A 24,803-nucleotide genomic window follows, 5' to 3' on the forward strand; every position below is an offset into this window, starting at 1 on the left:
ATTACGTGTCACTTTCCTCTGTTTTCTTCATATCTGATATTGCTTGTTGAATTTTCGCCATTTTTGTATGATCCAATGGATAGAATTTCATCGCAATCAGTGAAATCATCCATCCGAAAATGGGTACACCAAACATTAGAATTAGCGTAGTGATTAATAATGGTTGCGTCAGCGCCTCTCCTACTTGTGGAAATTCATCTTTGTAACCGATGAAACCAACGGCTAACCCGACAATCACTGGTGCTAAGGAGGACATCACCTTATCGATTAATGAAAAAGCCGTCCCAATCATACCAGGAACATATCTTCCAGACTTGTAGGTTTCATAATCTGCTACATCTGCAATCATTGGCATCACAAGCGGTGTGGTTAATTTTTCAATCCCTTGCAGAATACTATAGGCAATTAAGAAAATAATCGTGGTAATTCCTAAATTATCAAGTGTCACCGTGCTTGGGTCGACTATTAAGAAAAAGATAAATAAGAAGGCTGCCGATAGAATTCCGATCCATGTTGCTTTAACGAGAGCACTTTTTAAACCTGTCTTGGTTGCAATATTTACCCCTAAAAAGGTAATCAAAATCGCTGGGATAATGGTTATCGCTGACATTGTACCACTTAACGCATAGTCCCCCATCATAATGCCAAAGAACATGACATATACTGCCGGCTGCCGCATCACCATTACCGTAATTTTATCGGTTGACGCTGCCAGTACTAACATTTGAAGTGCTCGGTTTCCTTTTAAAATTGGCCAATAATCACGAAATCTAGTTTTTACATTGTTTTTCGCTAATCCAAAGTATTCTTTTCGGTCTTTTTGCCAGATCGCTATCGTCGCCAAAATCGTGAATAATCCGGATAAAGCAATACCATACATGTTTAATTCGGCAAAAAGTTCCATCGTAAAATTATCGTTATACTTTTCCATTAAATAATTAGCAACGAAGATTTGACCACCAGTGAAAACACCAATACTGTAGATCGAATCGTATATTGTGAATAATGGACGCTGCTTCGGGTGGTTGGTTAATACCGTCTGTGCAGCCTTGGTACAAGCGGTTTGAAGGGTATAGCCAATAATATAAATCCCATACATAAGTGCAAAGAAAATCAATTGCATAGATTCAGGTAATAAATGCGTTACATTATAAATGATCAAAACAGAACCTGCTAAAATAATATTACCTGCGATCATAAGTGGTCTAAACTTACCGAACTTTCCTTCTGTCTTATCGATGATAAACCCGATAATAGGGTCGGTAATCGCATCAAATACCCTACTTCCTCCGATAATTGCACTTGCTGCTACCACTGCTAAACCAGCAATACCTGTCACATAGTACGAGACAAAGCCGATAATAAATAAATAGAGATTCGTAGCAGTATTATTTAAGGCAAATAACCCTATTTTCCACCATTTTGAGGTATTATAATTTGTTTGATTATCCAACGTAACTTCTGACATATCGCTTCCTCCTCTTTGATGCTTTACACCAATTGAAAACACTTTCATTAGATGCAAAAAAATATAACTAAGGTCTAGATGATTGATAACGCTTACTGAAACTTATTATAACAACCAACAATTCAATCCATTAGAAATATTTTGATCAAATACAGTTTATTTTGACATTGAAACATGGGGACGGTTCTACTGTTTCATTATGAAACAGTAGAACCGTCCCCATGTTTCATGATAAAATCACTATGAGCATTATGGATGGAGTGAAAAGGATCATGTTAAACCAAAACCGACTTACATATTTTAAAATATTTATTATATTAATTGTGTTTATTTCTTTGCTTGTTACTTTTCGATTAGTTTGGATTGATTATCATGAGAAGCCAGATCAACCTTTAGTTGAAAATGGTATTCTTGATCTAACGGAATGGGAGCTTACCAACGATGAGACGATTAGTTTAAATGGGGAATGGGACTTTTATCCGGAGAAATTTATCAATGATATAAATGGAACCAATCTAGTAAGTAAAAGCTCTATAGAAGTTCCTGGAGACTGGAGTGACACGCTAAATAGTAATCATCCGATTTCTTCTGGCTATGGCTATGGTAGTTATCACCTTAAAATCCTTCTACCTAATACCGAAACGGACTTTTTTGGACTTCGAACGAATAATATCCATACTGCTGCTAATATCGTTATAAATGGTGAAACACTAGCTACTATTAACAACCCAACAACAGAGCAACAAGAAGCTGCAACCTTTCGTGGCCCCCTGACTTCACTGTTTTACATAGACGAAGAAAAAAACGAGTTAGATATTATTATCCAAGCATCCAATTATGAAATACCTTTCTTCGGTGGTATCAACAAATCAATTTCTTTTGGTACCGACGAAGCCATCACAAAGGAAACAAATAGATTAGAATTTTTTCAACTGACAGTTATCGTCATCTTTTTGTTACATGCCTTTTATGCTTTTGCACTCTTCTTTTTAGGAAAAGGTAAATCTCAGAAAGAATTAATCTACTTCGGTTCCATGCTTTCATTAATGGCAATTGGTAACTTAATAGATGATGAGGTATTTATTCAATTACCTTTTAGCACAGAGTTTTCATTTCGGTTACTTATGTTTATCTTCATTGCTACGTTATATGTGCTGATTCATTTTATTCACCAATTGTATAAGACACATCTTACTTTTATAAGAATTCTATCTGTAAGTAATATTCTATTATCAGCATTAACGTTGTTTCTTTTTCCTTTTGAACACTTCGTTATTTTAGTCATGATTCTATATTTATATTATTTTATATCTATTTCATATATGTTTGTTACAACGCTAAAGCACATCCGTAATGGGGATAATAACGCCATTTTCATCCTACTGTTCATTTGCAGTTATACATCGAATATTATATGGGGCGCTGCCATTCAAACTGGTCAAATTGAATTTCCATTCTACCCATTTGATTTTCTAATTTCCATTTTACTAATTGCTATCCTTCTTTTTAGAAGACATATCCATTTAGTAGAACTAACCAAAAAACAAACAGCTAAATTATTGGAAGAAGATAAGAAAAAAGATGAATTTCTGGCCAATACGTCACACGAAATCAGGAACCCTTTACATGGCATGATAAATATTGCTCAAGCTATTATAAATAAATATTCAAAGACCCTCGACTCTGAAACAACGAATAACCTGAATCTATTAGTTCGGATTGGTCATCAACTGACATTTACTTTGAATGACCTTTTAGATATTACCAGATTAAAAGAAAAACAAATGCAATTAAATAAAGAAGCGATTGATTTACATCAAATTTCATCGATTGTAATGGAAATGGTTCAATTTATGTCAGATAACAAATCAATTAAAATGAATAATGCGGTATCTACATCTTTTCCACCCATTCTCGCAGATGAAAATCGCATCATTCGTATTCTTTTTAACCTTGTTCATAACGCTGTAAAATTTACGGATACTGGCTCCATTACTGTTAGTGCCAAGCAGGAAAAGGATTACGCTATCATTACCGTTCGTGACACTGGTATTGGAATCAGTGAAAGCGCATTGGAACGCATTTTCTTACCATATGAAAAATTGAGCAAAGCAGAAACAGATAGTGGTGGAATCGGCTTAGGACTCAATATTTGTAGACAATTAGTAGAACTCCATGATGGAAGGATAAGTGTTGATTCACAATTAGGAAAAGGTACGACGATTGCCATCGATATTCCTTTAGCAAGCGGCACAGAACTCAAAAATCCATCGACATCTGATGCCCTACTGTTACATTCGAATCAACCAATCGAATTGGTAGCATCTAACACTACAAACAGTAATCATCCAAAATTATTAGTTGTGGATGATGATCCGATCAATGTCAAAGTGATAAAAAATTTATTGGAACTTGACTATCAGATCGTAAGCACGACGGACCCTCGAGAAGCTTTAGATTTAATAGAGGAAAATAATTGGGACTTGATCATTGCCGATGTAATGATGCCCCACATCTCTGGTTATGAATTAACAAAACAAATCAGAAATAAATACGCTATTTCTGAATTACCTGTCTTGTTATTAACCGCAAGAAATCAACCAGAAGATATTTATGCTGGTTTCCGGTCAGGTGCTAATGATTATATTGCCAAACCAGTAGATGCATTAGAATTACAAGCTCGTGTCAAAGCTTTAACAGACATACAACAATCGATACAAAAACAACTGCACATGGAAGCAGCGTGGTTACAGGCGCAAATCAAACCACATTTCATTTTTAATACATTAAATACGATTGCATCGCTTAGTACCATCGATTCAGAAAGAATGACTGCTCTACTTAATGAATTTGGAAACTATCTATATAAAAGCTTTGATGTCAAAAATACATTGCCATTAGTTCCTTTAAAGGATGAACTCCATCTGGTTCAATCGTATATTTATATTAATAAGCAACGTTTTCAAGACCGGATTAATGTTGAATGGCAAATGGAAGAAAGTGAAGAAATTCAGGTACCTCCTTTATCCATTCAGACATTAGTGGAAAATGCATTGAAACACGGTATCTTAAAACAGAATACAGGTGGGACAATTACAATTATGGGCACTAATACGCAAGACAGCTTTGAAATTACTGTAGAAGATGACGGTGTAGGCATGTCGGAGGATAAAATAAAAGAGATCATGACTCAGCAAGGAAAACAACAGGGTATTGGTTTAGTAAATACCAACAAAAGATTAGAAAAATTATTTGGACAAGGACTTGTAATAAGTAGTAAAGAGCAGATAGGAACAAAGGTTAGTATAACGATACCAAAATCGATAGCTCTAAAAGAAAAATCTCAAGCTTATTAATCGAGTGTGGATTCAAACAGTGGGCGTTTTATTACGCCCACTGTTTTTTTGTCAATGGGAGGTGTTATGTTTACGCTTTCATTTATATATTATTTTCTTTCTAAGAGAGATATTAGAATCATTGCAAAAAAATTATACAATTACTATAAATATACCCTTTTAATTTTTGATTAAATGTACATAGTCATGTAAAATAAATAGTATACAGATATAGGAATAAAATGAATATTTTAACTCCACCCCCCTAAACAAGCAATATTCTACTAAACATAAATATTGTAACGTTAGGAACTATACATTTTCTAAACAATTACTGTTAATTAGTCTAATAGTACTATCGTTAAAGAAATGGCTTAGGGGGATAAATAAATGAACATCATTCTCTTTGATGATGAACCACTTGCACTCGATTTTTTAGAACACCAATTAAAAATAGTGAGAAATGTTAATATAATAGGTAAATATTCACACGCTAATATAAATGAAATCTCAGAAAAGATTAAGAAATCTGATGTTGTTTTCCTTGATATAAAAATGCCAAGTCTTAACGGATTAAAATTAGCGGAAAAAATTGCGGAAATTAAACCACATCTACCAATTATCTTTGTCACTGCATACGATAAATATGCCCTTCACGCATTTGAATTAAATGCATTGGATTACTTATTAAAACCTGTTCAAATCAGTCGATTAAGAAAAACAATGGATCGTATTGAGAGCTATCTCCAATATAATCAGGTCCAAAAAAATGAAAACATGCATCATTTAGCGATTAATGTATTAGGGGAATTTACGTTTCAATTACATGATGATAAAGAAATAATTGCCTGGAGAACAACGAATGCTCAAGAGTTATTTTTATATTTACTTCATCATCAGGGTACGATTGTCTCTAAATCCGAATTAATTGAATTACTTTTCCCTAATTTAAAGGTCGAAAAAGCGACGTCTCTATTGTATGTCACGATTTATCAAGTACGTCAAGCAATTTCGAAGTACAATTCATACATCTCTGTAAGAAATATTCAAAACGGTTATATCTTAAAGCTATCAGACACTAGTATTGATAAAGAAGTTTGGGAGCAAGAACTTAATATTGCTCCAGCAATCGATATTACAACGATAGAACATCATGAACAAATTATGAGTTATTATAATGGTAGTTATCTTAATGGCTTTGATTACATATGGGTTGAAGGAGAACGCTATCGTTTAGAGAAGTTATGGATAAAGCATGCACGTGAAATTGCAAACTATTATATGAAGCATCAATACTTCGAAGAGGCTGCAAAATGGTTTGTTAAACTTTCTGATGTAGCTCCGGAAGATGAAGAAGTGAACTTTAATTTAATGAAAATTTATGCGTCAAAGGGATATGGGGTATTAGTGGATCACCAATATAATCAGCTTCAAAATGCTTTAGCGGAATTTAATTTACCATTGAGTGACGAGGTTGTAGAGTGGTATCGTCGCTGGAAGTCGTCTAAATCGATAAAAAACAAAATAAAGTAATATTTTTAATCAGTGGGGGCTAATGATCTCTATTAGAACGTTAGCCAAACAGATGTTTAGCGTCTTTTATCCCCCACTGATTTTCTTTGTTTACTCAAAAATTGAAGTAGGGGGCTTACGGACATTTATCTCTGTGTTACAAGATGCCTTGGCTAGTCGTTATTTTTTCATTTATTATTTCGATCGCTGCTTCTATTTCTTCAAGAGATTTTTTATAAGATTTGATTTGTTCATCTGCTCGTTCTTTTTCATTAATAAATAAAGAAATCGTATTTTTGTTGTGTGTAATTTTTAAATCTGCATTAGTTTTTTTGATATGATTTTCTTCATTACTAATCCTTTTAAGTAATATCTCTTTTTCATTCATTAATATTTTTTTAACTCGTTCCATTTCTTTCTCACCTCATATTTTATTTGCATTATGTAATATCCTGATCTTCTTTAGGGCTAACGCAAATATCATCATTTAGGATCAGTTTGTTTATGAATTTTTCTACCTCTTTTGGACGGATGCTTTTTACAAGTGTCCAATACTGATGAAAAAACTTTTTTTATTATATTCACCTAATTTTGAATCATTATCTCATGTATATTCCGAAATTTGTAAAAAGCTCTCACCAAAAAAGTGAGAGCTTTTTACGCGTAACTGTTATGAAAGTTTTCTGCGTTTATATACGATCATAGACACTATGCCTAAGGCTAATAGACCTAAACCGATTGCTAACAAGTTAAAGGTTCCTGTTGCTGTATCAGGTAATTCTTCGTTACTTGTATTTTCTGAATCAGCTGAGTCTTCAGGATTTGTTGATTCTTCCGATTTTTCTCTTACAAATCCAAAGTCTAGCGTTGGATCACGTTCTTCATCTTCTGTTAAATAACGAGATGTTGCAAACCAGGTAGATGAGTCGATTGCTACATCATTGCCTACTTTATTTAAGGTTGGTTCATATCCTTCTAAAGCTTTAGCAGATGCTTCCCTGTCAATTCTCACGATATAAGTATTATCAATTGGTAAGTTATCAAATGTATACCAACCTTTTTCATCAGTTGTTGTTGGTTCAACTGGATTACCGTAAACATCTGTTACAGGGTTGCCATCTTCATCTTCAAGGGTTAAAACTACGCCTTGGATTGGAATATCTGTGTCATCTTGAAGTCCGTCTTTATTCTTATCAAACCATACATAGTCACCCACACTAACTTTTTTAGGACTGTTAACAATGATAACACTGTTTTTATCTTTTACTTCAACGGTGCTTACAAAACCGTGTACTTCTTCTTCCTTAACAGTGTAGTCAATTTCTTCTCCTCCTGTATAGATGTCTAATGCCTCAAAATCTGCTTGCCAATTGTTTGATGCGTTCAATTCTACTGAATCCACTTCATTTCCATTAGCTAATAAATTAACAGTAATGGAATCTGGACGTGCTTCTTTATTATTCGCATCGTTCCAGCTTTTCACTACATTAATACTTTTTTGTTCTGGAGTATAGCTGTTGGTAATATCCAATCCATCAATTGCAACAGAATAGCCTTCTACATAATCTTCTTGAACCGTGTAATTGATTTCTTCACCGTTTGCGAATTTTGGTAGATCGGTAAAGGTAAAAGTCTCATCTATTTCCGTTGTTAATTCAACATCGTCTACTTCTTCGCCATTAGCTAATAAACGAACCGTTATCAAGTCTGGACGTTTGCCGTCTTGATTGTTAGCGTCATCCCATGACTTTTTACCACTTAGATCTATTAGTTCTGGCGTATGGCTGTTGGTAATCACATAGCCTTTCTCAGGATCTCCAGCTATTGATGTTTGATAGCCTTCTACGGATACCTCTTCGATGCTGTAGTCAATTGTCTCACCATTTGCATATACATCCAGCTCTGTAAAATCTCCCTGCCAGTTATTTGCTTCATTAAGAACCAATTCTTGACCTGTTTCTTCTTCATCTGCCAGTAATTTCACTGTGATGGCATCTGGACGTAGACCATCTTGATCCGCTGCATCATTCCAGTTTTTCACAACATTGATACTTGTTTGCTCTGGAGTATAGCTGTTGGTAATATTCATTCCATCAATTGTCGTTGAATAATCTACTACACCATCTTCTTGAACCGTGTAATTAATTTCTTCACCGTTTGCGAATTTTGGTAGATCGGTAAAGGTAAAAGTTTCATCTGATTCCGTTGTTAATTCAACATCGTCTACTTCTTCTCCGTTGGCTAATAAACGAATTGTAATAGATTCTGGGCGTTTGCCATCTTGATTATCGACGTCATCCCATGTCTTTGTACCAGTTAAATTAATTAACTCTGGTGTATGGCTGTTGGTAATTACATAACCTTCATCTGGATTTCCAACTATCACTGTTTCATAACCTTCCACGGCTACTTCTTCGATGCTGTAGTCAATCACTTCACCATCTGCATATACATCCAGTTCTGTGAAGTCGCCTTGCCAGTTGTTTGCCTCATTTAATGTCAATTCTTGGTCCGTTTCTTCCCCATCTGCCAGTAATTTCACCGTGATCGCATCTGGACGTATACCATCTTGATCCGCTGCATCATTCCAGTTTTTCACGACATTGATACTCGTTTGTTCTGGTGTATAGCTGTTGGTAATATCCATACCATCAATTGTCGTTGAATAATCTGCTACACCTTTTTCTTGAACTGTATAATTGATTTCTTCACCGTTTACGAATTTTGGCAGATCGGTAAATGCAAATTCCCAATCCGTTTCTGCTGTTGCCTCAACATTATCAACTTCTTCACCATTTGCTAATAAACGAACCGTGATGGATTCCGGACGTTTACCATCTTGGTTGTCAGCATCATCCCATGTCTTGGTTCCTGCTAAATCAATGAGCTCTGGTGTATGGCTGTTGGTAATTACATAACCTTCGTCAGGGTCACCAGCTATTTTTGTTTGATATCCTTCTACGGCTATTTCTTCAATGCTGTATTCAATCATTTCGCCATCCGCATATACATCCAGCTCGATGAAGTCACCTTGCCAATTATTTGCTTCATTAAGGACCAATTCTTGACCTGTTTCTTCTTCATTCGCCAGTAACTTTACTGTAATCGCATCTGGACGAATACCATCTTGATTATCAGCATCGTCCCAGTTCTTCACTACGTTGATACTTGTTTGCTCTGGAGTATAGCTGTTGGTAATATCCATTCCGTCAATTACCGTTGAATAATCAGCAACACGCTCTTCTTGAACAGTGTAATTAATTTCTTCACCATTCGCAAATTTTGGTAGATCGGTAAAGGTAAAAGTTTCATCTGATTCTGTTGATAATTCAACATCGTCTACTTCTTCTCCATTGGCTAATAAACGAATTGTAATATTTTCTGGACGTTTGCCGTCTTGATTATCGGCGTCATTCCATGTCTTTGTACCGTTTAGATCGATTAACTCTGGTGTATGACTGTTGGTAATCACAAAGCCTTCACTAGGGTTGCCAGTCATTGTTATTTCGTAACCTTCTACACCTTGAATTTCAGTTCCTTCATTTATGCTATATTCTTTAATGCTGTAGTCAATCTCTTTACCTGTCTGAGCAAGTTCTGGTAATTCGGTAAATGTACCTTTCCAGTTATTTGCTTCGTTCAAAGTTAATTCCTTGTCTGTTGATTCATCATTTGCAAACAATCTAACAATAATAGATGCTGGACGGATACCATCTTGGTTTTCTGCATCTTCCCAAACTTTTTCTACATCAATACTCGTTTCTCCTGCATCAAAAGTGTTTGTAACGGTTAGACCATCTGCTGATATTGTCTTGTCGTAATTCTCAGGAACGTCCACTTCATCTACCGTATAGGTATACTCGTTACCATCGATATCTGTTCGATCTAAATTCGACCAAGTGTATGCTTCTGAACCCTCTTCTAAAGTCTGAGGCTCTTCAAATACTTCACCATTACGATACAATTGTAAATCAATGGCTGGTTTTGGACCGCCCTCCCAGACTTTTGTTCCTGTGATATCTACTTTTTCTTTGGTGTTTTCAAAAGTTACTTCTTCTATATTCTCTTCATTGTTGTTGTAGCCAGTATCGACCACTATTTCTTTCTCTTCTTCAGATAAAACATAGCCATTTGGTGCTGTTACTTCTGTTAAGTAATAGGTTCTAAGTGGTAAATTTCCAACTTCCAGTACTCCATTTTCTGTGGTGTACTCACCAAATTGTTGTCTTTCACCATTTAGTTCAAATTCAAGCACAAAGGTCGCTTCTTCATTGTTTTCTATTACTTCTTTTGTCTCAGAGTCGACTTTAGTTACTCGTAATGCCCCTCTATCTTTAGCCCATTCGCCACCTATGCTAGAGAATACTCTTGCTTGAAGCTCCTGTGATTCCACAGATTTCTCTTCTATTGCTGATCCATCTAATGAGATAGCATTGTTCACTGCACCGTCTTCTTCAGTTACGACAGTAGAATACCTCAAGGTTAGGGTGTCTTCCAATTCATCATTAAGTTGAATCGTTAGTACATTCTCATTATCTGCTGTTGTACTTACATTAAGCGTATAATCTGTTCCTTCTTCTAAAATGATTTCATCGGTTCCTTTTAATCTGACAATTTCAAGGCTATCATTTACATAAACAAGACCTGCACTAATGGTATCAGTAATAATAGGTTCTTTAATGTTTGATAGACTTTCGTTGACGTTGACTTCCCACTCTATTTCATCGCCTGTGAAAACACTATTTCCATCAACACCGACTGCTTCCTTTGCTAAGAAACGGTTATGTTTATCATAGTTAAGTGTTGAAGAATATGGATATTCTTTATCCCCAACTTTAACCGTTGCGTTATTCGTATAGTGTGGTTCTGAAATGTCTGGTACGGAGGTTGTAAATTCAATCACATACCTTTTCGATACATTAAACCCGTCAGCAAAAGTTAAGCTGAATTGTTTACCTTCCACATCTACGGAGTAGCTATCAGAAGCTAAGACCTCATCAGTAATCTCAGTAGTTCCATTAGAATTTACGTTATAAACAGATACTTGGATACTACCTTCATCGATTTCTCCTTCATAAGCTAAAGTATCTGTTATGGTAACATCTGATCCAAGATTTTGTTCTTGATAATTCGTATATAGCTGCCAAGCGATTTTTCTTTCAGATCCGCTTTCCCAACCATTAACTAAGTTTCCTTCACCATCATCATGTACAAGTTGACCTTCTTTTTTACCACTGTTCCAAGAGTCTTCTCTTACCTTTGTATTTGCTTCGTCTTCTTGTGTAATAGGATTACCATTTTCGGTTTGCCCAGTAAAATCAGCGTAGTTGATATATACTCTATCCTGTCCATCACCCACATGTGGATCAAGCGTCTTACCATCTACCTCTTTCTGTGGATCATAAGAAGTTTGATACGTAACTCTAAGCTGACCATCATCTAATGGTAATGCCACACTTTGAAGCTCTATGATAAACCCTTTATGATAGCCTGTTTCACCATCTTCAGTTCTAGGAGCAAGCGTATAATCTGTACCTTCTGTCAATGGTTCTCCACTCTGGGTAACCTTTACTGTATCCGGAAGTAAGATCATCCCTTTATTCGGAAAGGTATCTTCTACTACTAAAGAGTCAATGGCTTCCCTTACTGGGTTTACATTTAATCTCCAATCGATCGTCTTTGCAGCATAGTCTATTCCTGCAAAACTTTTCGTATAGCTATTACCTATTGGGTTGATTGTTGCATTACCGTGTTCACCATCTACACCGATACCATCACCAGTCATACCAACACCATTATCAAAAGAATTAATCGTAAAATCGGTAATATTGGTTGTATAAGTAACGGTAAGCTGTTTAGTTCCTACATACCCTAAGTCAATAACAACCTCTGTTCCATCATCAGCATTAGGATCAAGCGTAATGTCATCAGGAATAAACGCTTCATTATTCTCATCCGTGATCACAATATCATCTTCACTAATTTCTAACCCCTCTGGAATTAAATCTGTTAACACCGCTTCTCCAACTGGATGTCTTGCTTCGTTCACATGAATGGTCCAGGTAACCGTTTTGTCGTCATAATTGACATTAGATCTTCCTACTTTTCGCAGGACAGGATCTCTGTCAATAGTAACAGTTGCATCATCATCATTTAATTCATCTGTACCGTCAAAAAGTGTTGCCGTATTTAAGAAGCCATTTTCTTTTTGGTAGATGCCTTCCTCTACCTCTCCCCAATCAACATCTGTTTCAAATTTAATACGGTAGGCATCCTCTTGTCCTAATTCGCCTAATTCGATCGGAAATGCAGTGAATTCATCTTCAAAAGCATCCCCTTCCGACCAGCTATCACCATTTTGTGTAATGCGCACAATCTCAATACTTTCTGAGTCGACAGTTAACCCGTCAGGTAGGCTATCTTCTACTATAGCATCATTAATTAAACTTCCATTTTTATTAATATCTATTTGCCACCTGATTTTATCCTCGTCACCCACTTGCCAGCCTGATTTTTCAATTGGATTACTTCTTGTCAATCCATCGACTGTAGCTTGTGCAGGCAAGCTTTCACCACCATAATTAAATGATGCATCATTGGTAAACGAATCTTTCGAGTAATCTTCAATGGTTGTTGTATATTGAATACGATAACCCGTATAAGGAGCGATAGTGCCTAATTCCACTTCAAATTCATCTTCAGCTACTGATTCTGATCCAGGTAAGACTTCCTCACCAACCGTTTTGTCTCCATCATAGCCAAGAGTTAACTCATGGATGACAAAATCTCTAGCTTCGCCTAATCCAGCAGGAAGGCTATCAGTTAGTGTTGCATTGGTTATCTCCTCTTCATTTGTATTAATAACATCAACCGTCCACTTGATTTCTCTTGCATCATTTTGACTATCAGGATGTCCTTCCTTATCAATACCACTAATGTCTCCGTTTGGTTTTGCGATGACTGTTAACGAATGGTCTTCACGATCATTAAATTCAATCTCTTGTTCAATGTTTTCTTTGAATTTATTCAGATTGAATTCTAATCCAAGATCTACAAACCCGTTATGAACATCATCATTTTCAATATTTTCATTGAATTCAAATTTTAGTACACCATTATCGATAGAGTAAGTTCCTACATCCGTTCCATCAACCATGATGGATTGACTTGGAGAATTGACCATTTCAAAAACGTCGGAAAGAGCAATTTCAGCTTTGTCGCCAGCTTGTGCATTAAGTCCCTCTGTATCCCATATGAACCCTAATTGCGCTAGAGTATCTTCGTTTATTTCGATAATATCTCCGTCAGTAATGTCTTCATCATTAATTTTTAGATAATCAAAAGTAAAGATATTACCTAAGTCAGCAAAAGCTTCAACATCGGAAGTTGCAAAAGTGGAAGTGCCCGTTGCCTCTTCTATAGTCTCCTCTGTTTTCACATTCGCAGTATTATCTTTCTCGTCACTAACTTCATCATCAGTTGTCGCTTCTTTTGACTCAACAACCTCTTCCTCCGTATTAGCTAGTTGTTGCTGGTCTGAAGTGACAGCGGAAATAACAAAATCACCACTTGCTTTCGGATATTCTTCGATCGCTTCATTTAAATTTATTGTTACCGTATTATCCGAAGATGCTGTAAATTCACCTACTTGTTGTTCCTCAAATAGTAGCTCTCCGGATTGTTCTTGCTCTAAAACAATGCCAGTATCAAGTTTTGTGGTTTCTGTGCTGCCTGCTTCTACCTCTAGGTCAGCTACAGACCAATCGATACTTACTTCTACATTACTTCCTGGTATTGTTTCGTCATCAACTGGATTACCTTCTTCATCCACAATACTTATATTCTTGAATATACTCTTGTCTGCAGTCGTGATAGCTTGTGAAGGCAATGTCAAACTACTTGTAAATGTTTGAAACAATAACACTACTAATAAAGCAATACTTACTTTTCTTGTCATTAAAATTTTAAACTCCTTTCAAAATTAGATTTGATGCTAATTAAGATAAATATTGAGTATATTTATCCCTACACACTTGGTAGTAGCGAAAACTATCAGCCTATTTTCCTTAAAAGACATGCTAGTGTATTGTGATAACTCATTACACAACAGAATTTACAGGAAGTTTATTACAACCTATAAATTCTATTTAGAGCATCTAGTTGTTACTTTACCTATGGGATATTTGCCATATATCTAAACGTAAAGAATTTCATGACTTTTGGAGTTTAAAAAGATTTAGTTTACGCATACCATTCTTTTTGGATTATATAGGTAGCTGCTAAACAAATTCTTAAACAATTACCACTAATAACAAAATATCACCAAGTCTAAAGTTTCATTTACATGGCTCACCACTTTTGATTTATATTAGAAATACATGTAAAATATTCCATAAACAGATACACAATTCTTTTTTACGAATAAATGGTTCACACCTAATTAAACCATCGTGCACCGTTTGAACTATCTTTTGTTTTAAAATTTTTGGAGGTTATAACGCATGAACGTTTGTATATTTGATGATGAACCTTTAGCTGCAGAGTTTCTTAAGCATCAATTACATAATTTTAATGATATCAACGTACTATTCACCTTTACTGAGTCATTGCCTGACAAAACAAGTAACTTGTTTCGAGATATTGATCTAGTCTTTCTCGATATTGAAATGCCTGAGATAAATGGGTTGGAATTAGCTGAACAAATAACAATGTACAATCCTAATATCCAAATCGTGTTCGTGACAGCGCATAGTCAATATGCGCTAGAAGCATTTGAGATGCATGCACTGGATTATCTCCTGAAGCCAGTAACAGTAGCAAGGTTAAAAAAAACGTTGCAGAGAATTAATAAAGCGAACAGTGACATTGCAAGTAATAACAAAGCATCATCTCCACAACTTCTCATAAAAGTTTTGGGAGATCTGGAATTTCAATTTAATGATAAAGAAGCACCACAAACTATTAATTGGCGAACAGCAAAATCAAAAGAATTATTTTTATATTTGTTACAATATGAAGGAAAAGTAGTTTTAAAGTCAGAGATAATTGAAGCATTATGGGAGGAAGTGGATATTGATAAAGCCTTCTCTCATTTATATGTGAGTATCTACAATATTCGTCAATCACTAAGAGAGATGCATGATTATATTGAGATTACGAATCAGAACGGCGGATATTTATTAAATTTTAAAAATGTAAGTTTGGATATTAAGGAATGGAAAAAGCAATTATTTCATCGACCAGACTTGAACATAGATAACTTAAGTAAGTACGAAGAAATAATGGGTTTATATCGTGGTAGTTATTTGAATTCTCATGATTATCTTTGGCTTCAAGCAGATCGCTTTAAATTAGAGGAGACTTGGTTACGCTATGCAAAGTTAATGGCTGATTGTTACCAGCAGAACAGTTTATTCGAAAAAGCTGTAGCTTGGTATACTATTATATTGGAAAATAGACCTGAAGATGAACAAGCTGCTTTTTCTTTAATGAGAATATATGCAATCCTTCAATATCGAATGTTAGTAGACTTTCAATATAAGGAATTAAAAAAGAGCTTGGACGAATTAAACTTAAATATGAATCCAGAGATTACAAGTTGGTATAACAATTGGTCCACCACTAACATTAAGCAAGAATCACGATGAATTATCCTAGGTTAACATATTCATATAAATCGAAATATACGCCCCCTACATAGATAGGTTTTCAATATTACACTTATCTATGTAGTTTTTTAGTTTTAAAAAACTTTGCTAACCTTTTCCTATAATCTGCTCCTTTTTTAATTCTTCCATGTTTTTCTTGGAATCATTATTTATCTTCAAACAATTTTGTCACCTTTCAACACTAATTATGTTATTATAAAGTCTAATAAACGATATATTTTATGGTTAAATATGCCTAAACGATTCAACTTTTTGTTTATAATTTGTTGAGAATAATCGATTATAATTTTAATCCTAAGGTAGAGAAAAGATAGATTTGCTAGCGTTATTTACGCATCACGATCATTGTCTATCCAGAGAGGAGTTAGATACCGTTGGAAGCAGACTATAACTTTTATTTAGTTACACTATCGATAATCATTGCGATTATTTCCTCCTATTCAGCGCTTAGCATTACTTCGAAAATTTCAAATGCAACAGGTAAAAATCGAATTTTCTGGTTAACATCTGGAGCAATTGTTATGGGAGCTGGTGTGTGGTCGATGCATTTTATTGGAATGCTTGCCTATCACATGCATGTAACGGTGGAATATAATGTGTTTATTACGTTACTTTCCATGTTTGCCAGTATAGCTTCTTCATTTATTGCCTTTTACATCACCATGCCTAAAATAATCAACCGTAAAAAGATATTATTAGGTGGATTATGTATGGGTAGCGGCATTGTGATCATGCATTACTTAGGTATGGAAGCCATGATCATGGAAGCAGACATTTCCTATCAAGCATCTAAAGTACTCTTATCAATCATTATTGCCTTTGTCGCATCATATGCAGCCCTATTCCTATTTACTCGTTTTCGGAATCATAGCAATATGAGTTGGACGAAGTGGTTATCAGCTATTATCATGGGATTTGCTATTTGTGGGATGCACTACACCGGGATGAGTGCTACTACGATTCCAAATATGAATAGTGAATCCATGCAGGGTAGCACTTCTATCAATCTATTTCTATTGTATAGTGTCATTGTTACCATCTTCCTAATTATTGTTGTTTCATGGATTACCATGTTTTTTGATCGCTATGTGCTAGAAAAAATGGCCTATCAGGATTCGATAACAGACTTATCCAATAGAAATGAAATGAACCGTTTTTTGAATAAACAGCCAACAGGTGAAAAATTAGGCGTATTATACTTAGATCTTGATCATTTTAAAGCAATTAACGATACATTAGGACATGATACAGGAGATTTACTATTAATAAAAATGGGCGAACTATTGAAAAAACTCCAAAATGATCAGATTAATACCTATCGAATTGGTGGGGACGAATTTCTAATTATAACAAAAGATAGTGAGTTAGAAGATTTGGAACAGTTAGCCAACTCACTACTAGAAGAAATTAAACAACCTTTTCACATTAATGGTAATGAGCTTTATGTTACAGGAAGTATTGGGATTGTAATTGATACCGTAGACGAAGCAGATCATACTAAATTACTGAGAGCGGCTGATACTGCTATGTATGTGGCCAAAAAGCAAGGAAAAAATCAATATTCTGTCTACACAACAGAAATGGGTTTAAAAGAAGTACGAAAAATGGAGTTAGAGAAGGATCTGCAAAGAGCGCTAAAGGAAAATCAATTTTATATGGAATATCAACCAAAATGGAATGTCAAAACAAATACATTATACGGGTTTGAGGCCTTGATCCGTTGGGAGCACCCTCGTTTGGGGATTATTGCACCAAGTGAATTTATTCCGATAGCAGAAGAAACGGGTTTAATTGTACCTTTGACTAGATGGACCATTGAAGAAGCATGTCAACAGTGCAAACACTGGCACTCCCAAAATATCATGCAGACAGTAGCTGTCAATATATCTCCAAGCCTTTTTCATACTGGCACATTATATGGACAAGTCTCATTCATTTTAGAAAAGATAAATTTAGACCCTAAATATTTAGAGCTTGAAATCACGGAATCAATGATGTTACATGATCTAAACGATATTATAAAGCAACTTGAAGCGATTCAGGCACTTGGTGTAAAAGTATCAATGGACGACTTTGGAACAGGTTATTCATCATTAGGGTTATTGGATGTCTTACCGATTAATGCAGTCAAGTTAGATCGAATTTTTACAATGGACATCGACAATCCAAGTAAACGAGCGATCATACAAGCAATCATCGTATTAGCCGAATCATTAGAATTAGATGTCATCGCCGAAGGAGTCGAACTAGAAAAAGACATCGACCATTTAACAAAACTAGGCTGCTATGTCATGCAAGGCTACTACTACAGCAAACCACTCAAAATCGAAAACATACAAGAATGGACGATAGGACATGAAACATAGGGACGGTTCTTGTGTTTCATGTTTTACTTCTAATTTAGTTTTGTTGACTCCTAATATCATTCATTTAAAATAAGTTACGTTTATAAATAAAATGGTGAATTATTTTTAATACCTTTGTAGCTAATAACAGCACATACCAAAACATAAAAATAAGAATAAAATCCACGAACATTAAGTCAAACAAAGGGGGGATGTCAAACATCAAAAGTACACCTAATATAGGAAAGCTCCCTAAGATGAGACTCCCTAAATAAAGAAATGGGAGATACCATTTCGTATAACTTCGCCAAAAAGTCATAATAAAGGGAAGAAAGATATAAATGACGAAAACAAAAGATGTATAGATTTCCTCTTCAAATAGAAACTCAACCTGTTCTACAGGAACTAGAGGGAGCACAATTGGTAATATAACAATACTATACAAAACAAGTATAGATGCTGTTCTCCATTCCCATTTTTTAGTTTTTTTCTTTTTTATTTGTTTCACTTGTTCAGCCAGAGAATCATCCAGCCATTTCTCAGCTAGGAAAGGATTATAAGACCACATTCCCATCTTCTCGAAAAAAACATCCCAATCGTTTAACTTGAATCCATCTACTTTATCAAAAGGATAAGATATTTGATACTCATAAGTTAGTTTATAGACCTCGGATAAATCATAGTCAGAATAATGAATTTCCTTTCCTTTATCTTGAAGACGTATCATCCACTCTGCTAATTCATTCGGATCTTCAAACCGTTTTATAAAATAGTTATCCCCATATTTAATGAAGATTATCTTATCCAAGTGGAAGACATCACGTTGCCGGTATATATTCGATCGTCGGATATAATTAGTGATGAGTATGTATTCCATTTCCTTAAAAAGGATTAATCTATCAGATATTTCTTTATTATTTTTGTAATGTTTTTCCCGAATCCCATCTTCGTTTAGATCCATCAAATACCTGTTACGCTTTGATCCAATAATAAAGCGAGATAGCTTCCAACATCCCCATCCCAGAATAAAGCTCATAAAAAACAAATACACAAATATAGCGTAGTTCCCAGTAAATAAGACAATTAAACCGAAAATAAATAGCGCAATTGCAGGTACACCCAACAGAATAACTCCAATAATATTTGCAACATTCGTTACTGTTTTTTGTTTACTATCATAACGTATAGGTTCATGGTTTACTTCTTCCAATAGTATCACCTCAAAACTACGAAACACAGGGACGGTTCTTGTGTTTCGTTTATGGTTAATCAGGCAGAAATTAAACAGTCGTAATGTGCCTTTCATCTAAGAATTAACACTCTTTAAAAATATCTGACTTTAATTCCATATAAAAATGGATATACCTTTGCAATATTTGATGTCTCATATATAGTGAGAATTCAGTCCATCATTTTTTCACTACCAGTTAGCGTTCGTTCAACCGATCAATGACCTTTACCCCATGATAAAAATAGATATTACATATTTTAACATATACAATCCATTAATCCTACTATCAATTATTACTATCTAGTCATTCTAAAATATATCCATTTGAATACTGGAAAGTCACATACAAAGAATGTAATCATAAGTTATTCGTAATAAAAAAGCCACAACGAGTATAATTTCATTACGCGTTATGACTTCTACTTATCTGTCATGATTCAATTAACAATATCGTTGATAAATTCAATAATTCCCTCTTCCACTTCGTCACGAATGTCTCGATAGTTGTGGATTTCGTGGCGATAACCGGAGTAGATTTTTGTTTTGACTTGATGGTTTGTCTCTGCAAGCCAGTTGGAAACGGCATACACGCCTTCGCCATAGAGACCTACTGGATCCTGATCACCGGCAATGTTATATACCGGTACATTTTGAGGTATTTTTTCCGCCCATTCCTTTCCAACGATATTTTCCATCATTTGTACAAAATTATATAAGGAGCGGATATTAGGTGGTGAAGTGAAGTTATTAAATGGATCATTCGCATGATCTGCTACCACTTCAGGATCGCCACTTATCCAATCATTTGGTGTTAATGGATTGTCAATTCGATCCGTCATCCAACCCAGCAATTGCTGCAAGTATTCGGCATCCACTTTCTCCCCATTACCGTTGTCAATTTCTTCACTAAGCTTGTTAGCAATCTCTTTTGCATGTGGAAATTCTCCAGATGTACCGCATAAAATCAATCCAGAAATACCATCTCCATATTTTGCTGCATGAATTCTTACAATCATCGATCCCATGCTGTGACCAAACATAAAATAAGGAAGATCACTATATTGTTCTTGTACTATTTTTCTTAGTTGATATTCGTCTTCGGCCATAGTGGTATAACCCTTGTCACCCCAGTCACTCCAATTGCCCGAATCATACGCTGTTTTGCCATGTCCCACATGGTCATCTGCCGCTACGATATAACCTGCTTCATTAAGAGCGAGTATCATATGAAAATAACGCCGAGAATGTTCTCCAAACCCATGAACAAGTTGAACGATTCCTTTTGGTTTACCAACCGGTGAATAAATCCACGCCTTAATCGTATCTTTTTTATTAACGGAAACAAATTGAACTTCTTGTAATGCCATGTCATATCTCCTCCTCTTTCTATTAGCAAAAAGACTGCGAAAAAAATAAAAAAACACACCAAATCCTCCTACTCGCCCGAAAAATTTAGTGTGTCTCCATATCTCATCACAATCTATTAACTTACTATCAACATAGCAAATTATGTAAGCCCTGTCAAACGTGAAACACCGGGACGGTTCGGGATCAGTGAAAAAGTAATGTTTTTTATTGGAGATAGTAAAGAAGGGATTCTAAACAAAGCCAAAAATTGTTTTTGTATGAATTTTCGGTAATTTTTTAGGGGTATTTGAGGCTATTAGGCGGATGCTATTGCTGCTATCCGCTTAATGTTTGTTGCTATTGCTGCTAACTTTGATTGTTGAGACACGCTGAATAGACCATATCCCCTTGCTCGAGATAGGCCATGGAATCGTTTAAGCTCCGCATTTTTCCCTTCAATAGAAGCTCTTTTTTTATATTTTTCTTTAAATTCTTCTCTCTTTTGATATTGAGATATGTCGTAGAACTCTGCCGTATTTAAACCAACTGTTAGAATTCTACGTGCTGCTTTTTTAGCGCACAAATCATGTAACGGACATGCTTTACACTGCTCGATATCAAAATAATACTTATATCCTTGCCTTTCCCCGTCCTTGTTTTTTGATGTGAAATATTTCTTTTTGACCGTGGTATTACCTTGGCTACAGGACCATTCATCCGAATCTTTGTTATAAGTAAAATTAGATTCATCTATACGATATACGGTAGAACTAACTGGAATAAAAGGTTGTGCCTCTATGGCTTCAATTGCTTCTAATATTGGTTTTCTAAAGTAAGCTTTGTCTCCATATACTTCTTCGATAGTCATTCCGCTTTTAAGTGTTAATTCCAATATCTCGTTCATGAAGCTACCATCCAAATAAGCACCGTGTCCCGTACGAACGGCCGTAATAATGCGTTCCACAGTAGTCATCATAAATTCTGCTTTAAATCCATAAAACGATTCTGTTTTACTTTTGCGACCTACCCTTGCATCTTCATCCACAATGGAGCGAACCCCTTTTTGATTTATAAATTTAGGGTCATAAAGAATGTCCTTCGCCTTCTGAATCCAGGAGCTGGTAAGCTCATGATCGTCTGTCATTTGCTTTTCCACATGATCGATCACTTCTTCCAAGTAAGATTTCATACGTGCTTTTGCTTCTCGGTGATCGGATAATTCTTCATAATTTGGTATTTCAGGTAAACCATCAATTTGTTTTCCAGTTTCTGTTTCATATGCATGAACAATCATTCGTGCTAAATGCTTCATTAAACGCTCAGGCGTTTTCTTAATTGTATTTGCCATAATGTGCGTGGCATCTATGCTCACACTACTCCCTTGTAATATGCCGTTTTCCACACATTGACGTACCATTTCTGTGAGGATACCATCAAGTGTATCCTCTCCAAGACGATGTGTTCTAAATTTGGAAAGAAGACTCTTGTCGGGTAATTCATCTTCAGGATAAATGCCTATAAAGTACATGAAAGCTAAATTTAAACGAGCTTCTACTTGTACTTTTTCGTCCGATAAATTGTATAAGTGTTGAAGAAAAAGTAGCTTACACATCATTTCCGGTTCTTTTGCTGGACGCCCAAAATCTTTACAATAGGTGTCTTCTAGCAATATATTAATAAAGCTAAAATCAATGACAGAAGAAATGACTTTTAGTATATGATTTTCTGGAATTTTATCGTATAATACAGAGTGAAAACTAGATTGCTTTGAATGATTTCGAAGCATGAAGAAAAACCCCCTAATGGTTTGGTATTTGGACGTACTAATTATACCATTTAGGGGGTTTTTATAGTGACATATCTTATTAAAATGTCACAAAAATCTATTATTTAATGACTTTTTTAAAATACAGGGGAATTCGGTGACTTTTTCACTGGTCCCGGACGGTTCTTTTGTTTCATTTCGCGAGTAGAGTAAGCAAAAAATGAAACAGTAGAACCGTCCCCATGTTTCATTCACCCATGTTTCACGCGGTATTGCTTTGGGGTTGTGCCGGTGTGTTTTTTGAATACTTTGGTGAAGTGGCTTTGGTCATGGAAGTTTAGCCATGTGTAGATTTCTGATAGGGTGTGTTTGGTGTTGGTGAGTAGCTTCATTGCTTCTTCTATTTTTTGGTTTATTATGTACTCACTTAGTGTTATACCGACTTCTTTTTTAAATAATTTCGATAAATAATTAGGATGTAAGTTAGTTACATCAGCTAGCTTTGATATCGAAAAATCTTCATATAAGTGTTGAAATATATATGCAAGGCAATCGTTAATGGGCTTTGAATAATGATAAAATTTTACTCTATGTACACGGTCGGCAAAATCACACAATGCCTCATTTGTAGCAGTTCGAACCTCCTCTATCTTATGTAAATCCTCTATTAATTGAATATACAGGTCGCTCATAGTATAAGCTAATTCAGGATGAAGTCCCCCTTCAATAGCATATCTAGTCGCAAGTGTTATACAGGCAACAGATAAGTTCTTCTCACTTCGAATATGACTTTTTTTAGACAATACGCCAAATTTACCACCTTGTGCCGACACCTTCAATTGTTCAATTAAAGCATCTTTTCTTCCTTCTTTCACACATTGAAAAATAGCTTTTTCCATTTCAAACGAATGATGAAAAGAAATATCCTGCCTGTTTCTGATCAGATAAAGATCAGGATTAATGTCAGTAGTTTGATTGATTGTAAGATAGCTATTTTTTTGAATCACATCGGTAATAGATAATTGATTAAAACTTACTAAATAAGTCGCTAAAATCCCCGTGTTCATTAACGACATTCTATTAATAATTGATAATGAATCATAATAAGCCATTATCGCCTCTTTTTTCTTGATTAATTGACAATCATTCACAATTCCAATAATTGTTTCCTCATCTACTTTATTATGTAGACATGGCCCCAACATCCATATCCCAAAATTTCCATGATCTTCTTCGATTTTTATAGTGATAAAATGCTCCATAAAATTAGTATTCCGTAATACGGGGATATTAATTGAATCATTATCCACTCCTAACTGTGTTATAAGGTCATTTAAGGAAGAATATATCGGATTACATACAAAGGTTGATGGAAAAGATATATCCACTTCTCCTTTTTGATGAATATAAAATATTGGAATATTATTCATTTCAAAAATAAGCTTACTGAAATAAATGATATCTTCTTTACTACGAAAATTCATCACAAACTACCTCCTAACATTCTTTGTAAACGCTTTATTTTCAATTAGGTATATACAAAAAAAGTAAGTATATTACCAAAAATATACCTCATTAACAACTATAATACAAGATATTAAAACCACTCAATTACGCTAGGGGGAGTATTAATGGAAGTTTCTAAAAAAGTGGAAACAGTAAAGACAAGTGCAGATAGTAAGACATCACAAGGAACAAAAATAAGCTTTGGAGAAAAATTAGGATACGGGGCAGGTGACTTTGCCAGTAACCTGATTTTCGCTGCAGTATCTTCATTTCTCGTATTTTATTACACCGATGTAGCTGGAGCATCTGCTGCTGCAGTAGGTACCATCATATTACTGTCACGATTTTTAGATGGTATTACCGATATCGGCATGGGGGTGGTGGTAGATAAAACGAATTCTAAACATGGGAAAGCACGCCTTTGGTTGTTATGGTTAGCTATTCCTTTTGTAATCGCTGCGATAATGCTCTTCACCGTACCTGATTTTGGCACAGTTGGAATGTTAATTTATATTGCCATTACTTATAATCTTGTTCATATTATCTATACTGCTATTGAAACACAGGGACGGTTCTTGTTGTTTCATGTTCTTCCTAAATAGGGGATTAATACAATAAAGAGAAAG

Annotated in this window: 11 protein-coding genes and 1 pseudogene; 5 read left to right on the forward strand and 7 right to left on the reverse strand. The window is 35.1% G+C overall.

Going from position 1 to position 24,803, the window contains the following annotated elements; genetic code table 11:
- Position 1: 1 nt before the first annotated feature.
- Positions 2-1,468, reverse strand: a complete 1,467-nt coding sequence (locus tag BN3107_RS15355; protein ID WP_058308507.1) for an MFS transporter — start codon at positions 1,466-1,468, stop codon at positions 2-4.
- 272 nt (positions 1,469-1,740) lie between these two features.
- Here BN3107_RS15355 and BN3107_RS15360 point away from each other — a divergent pair, with 272 nt between their 5' ends.
- Positions 1,741-4,824, forward strand: coding sequence for a hybrid sensor histidine kinase/response regulator (locus BN3107_RS15360; RefSeq protein ID WP_058308508.1), 3,084 nt, complete (start codon positions 1,741-1,743; stop codon positions 4,822-4,824).
- Positions 4,825-5,193: 369 nt separating this feature from the next.
- On the forward strand, positions 5,194-6,336 hold the full coding sequence (locus tag BN3107_RS15365) for a response regulator (RefSeq protein WP_058308509.1): 1,143 nt from the start codon (positions 5,194-5,196) through the stop codon (positions 6,334-6,336).
- 136 nt (positions 6,337-6,472) lie between these two features.
- Here BN3107_RS15365 and BN3107_RS15370 read toward each other — a convergent pair whose 3' ends face one another.
- Together BN3107_RS15370 and BN3107_RS15375 are read right to left on the reverse strand one after the other, a co-directional pair.
- On the reverse strand, positions 6,473-6,727 hold the full coding sequence (locus BN3107_RS15370) for a hypothetical protein (protein ID WP_058308510.1): 255 nt from the start codon (positions 6,725-6,727) through the stop codon (positions 6,473-6,475).
- A gap of 258 nt (positions 6,728-6,985) precedes the next feature.
- A complete protein-coding gene (locus tag BN3107_RS15375) occupies positions 6,986-14,272 on the reverse strand; it encodes a Cna B-type domain-containing protein (protein WP_058308511.1) in 7,287 nt (2,428 codons plus the stop codon).
- A 544-nt stretch (positions 14,273-14,816) separates the two neighbouring features.
- On the opposite strand from BN3107_RS15375, the gene BN3107_RS15380 reads away from it, so the two are divergent.
- Both BN3107_RS15380 and BN3107_RS15385 read left to right on the forward strand, forming a co-directional pair.
- Positions 14,817-15,962, forward strand: coding sequence for a response regulator (locus BN3107_RS15380; protein ID WP_058308512.1), 1,146 nt, complete (start codon positions 14,817-14,819; stop codon positions 15,960-15,962).
- Positions 15,963-16,357: 395 nt separating this feature from the next.
- Positions 16,358-18,349: a bifunctional diguanylate cyclase/phosphodiesterase gene (locus BN3107_RS15385; protein ID WP_058308513.1), complete on the forward strand. Its 1,992-nt coding sequence runs from the start codon at positions 16,358-16,360 to the stop codon at positions 18,347-18,349.
- Between the two features lie 64 nt (positions 18,350-18,413).
- Here the strand turns inward: BN3107_RS15385 and BN3107_RS15390 are convergent, their stop codons facing one another.
- The 4 genes and pseudogenes from BN3107_RS15390 to BN3107_RS15405 form a co-directional block, all read right to left on the reverse strand.
- A complete protein-coding gene (locus BN3107_RS15390; protein ID WP_058308514.1) occupies positions 18,414-19,538 on the reverse strand; it encodes a hypothetical protein in 1,125 nt (374 codons plus the stop codon).
- A gap of 458 nt (positions 19,539-19,996) precedes the next feature.
- Positions 19,997-20,926 (reverse strand): alpha/beta fold hydrolase, encoded by a 930-nt coding sequence (locus BN3107_RS15395; protein ID WP_058308515.1) that lies wholly within the window; start codon positions 20,924-20,926, stop codon positions 19,997-19,999.
- A 299-nt stretch (positions 20,927-21,225) separates the two neighbouring features.
- Positions 21,226-22,692: pseudogene (locus tag BN3107_RS15400) on the reverse strand (IS1182 family transposase); the annotation flags it as partial.
- Between the two features lie 230 nt (positions 22,693-22,922).
- Complete coding sequence (locus BN3107_RS15405) at positions 22,923-24,155, reverse strand: helix-turn-helix domain-containing protein (RefSeq protein WP_058308516.1); 1,233 nt, start codon at positions 24,153-24,155, stop codon at positions 22,923-22,925.
- 147 nt (positions 24,156-24,302) lie between these two features.
- Here BN3107_RS15405 and BN3107_RS15410 point away from each other — a divergent pair, with 147 nt between their 5' ends.
- Positions 24,303-24,779 (forward strand): MFS transporter, encoded by a 477-nt coding sequence (locus BN3107_RS15410; RefSeq protein WP_058308517.1) that lies wholly within the window; start codon positions 24,303-24,305, stop codon positions 24,777-24,779.
- Positions 24,780-24,803 lie beyond the last annotated feature (24 nt).

Origin of the sequence: Gracilibacillus massiliensis, assembly GCF_001458115.1 — a bacterium.
Taxonomy (GTDB): domain Bacteria; phylum Bacillota; class Bacilli; order Bacillales; family Amphibacillaceae; genus Gracilibacillus; species Gracilibacillus massiliensis.

What these genes read in the sequence shown, in the direction of transcription:
- BN3107_RS15355 (WP_058308507.1), bottom strand. Translation starts at nt 1,468, where the DNA reads ATGTCAGAAGTTACGTTGGATAATCAAACAAATTATAATACCTCAAAA.
- BN3107_RS15360 (WP_058308508.1), top strand. Translation starts at nt 1,741, where the DNA reads ATGTTAAACCAAAACCGACTTACATATTTTAAAATATTTATTATATTA.
- BN3107_RS15365 (WP_058308509.1), top strand. Translation starts at nt 5,194, where the DNA reads ATGAACATCATTCTCTTTGATGATGAACCACTTGCACTCGATTTTTTA.
- BN3107_RS15370 (WP_058308510.1), bottom strand. Translation starts at nt 6,727, where the DNA reads ATGGAACGAGTTAAAAAAATATTAATGAATGAAAAAGAGATATTACTT.
- BN3107_RS15375 (WP_058308511.1), bottom strand. Translation starts at nt 14,272, where the DNA reads ATGACAAGAAAAGTAAGTATTGCTTTATTAGTAGTGTTATTGTTTCAA.
- BN3107_RS15380 (WP_058308512.1), top strand. Translation starts at nt 14,817, where the DNA reads ATGAACGTTTGTATATTTGATGATGAACCTTTAGCTGCAGAGTTTCTT.
- BN3107_RS15395 (WP_058308515.1), bottom strand. Translation starts at nt 20,926, where the DNA reads ATGGCATTACAAGAAGTTCAATTTGTTTCCGTTAATAAAAAAGATACG.
- BN3107_RS15405 (WP_058308516.1), bottom strand. Translation starts at nt 24,155, where the DNA reads ATGAATTTTCGTAGTAAAGAAGATATCATTTATTTCAGTAAGCTTATT.
- BN3107_RS15410 (WP_058308517.1), top strand. Translation starts at nt 24,303, where the DNA reads ATGGAAGTTTCTAAAAAAGTGGAAACAGTAAAGACAAGTGCAGATAGT.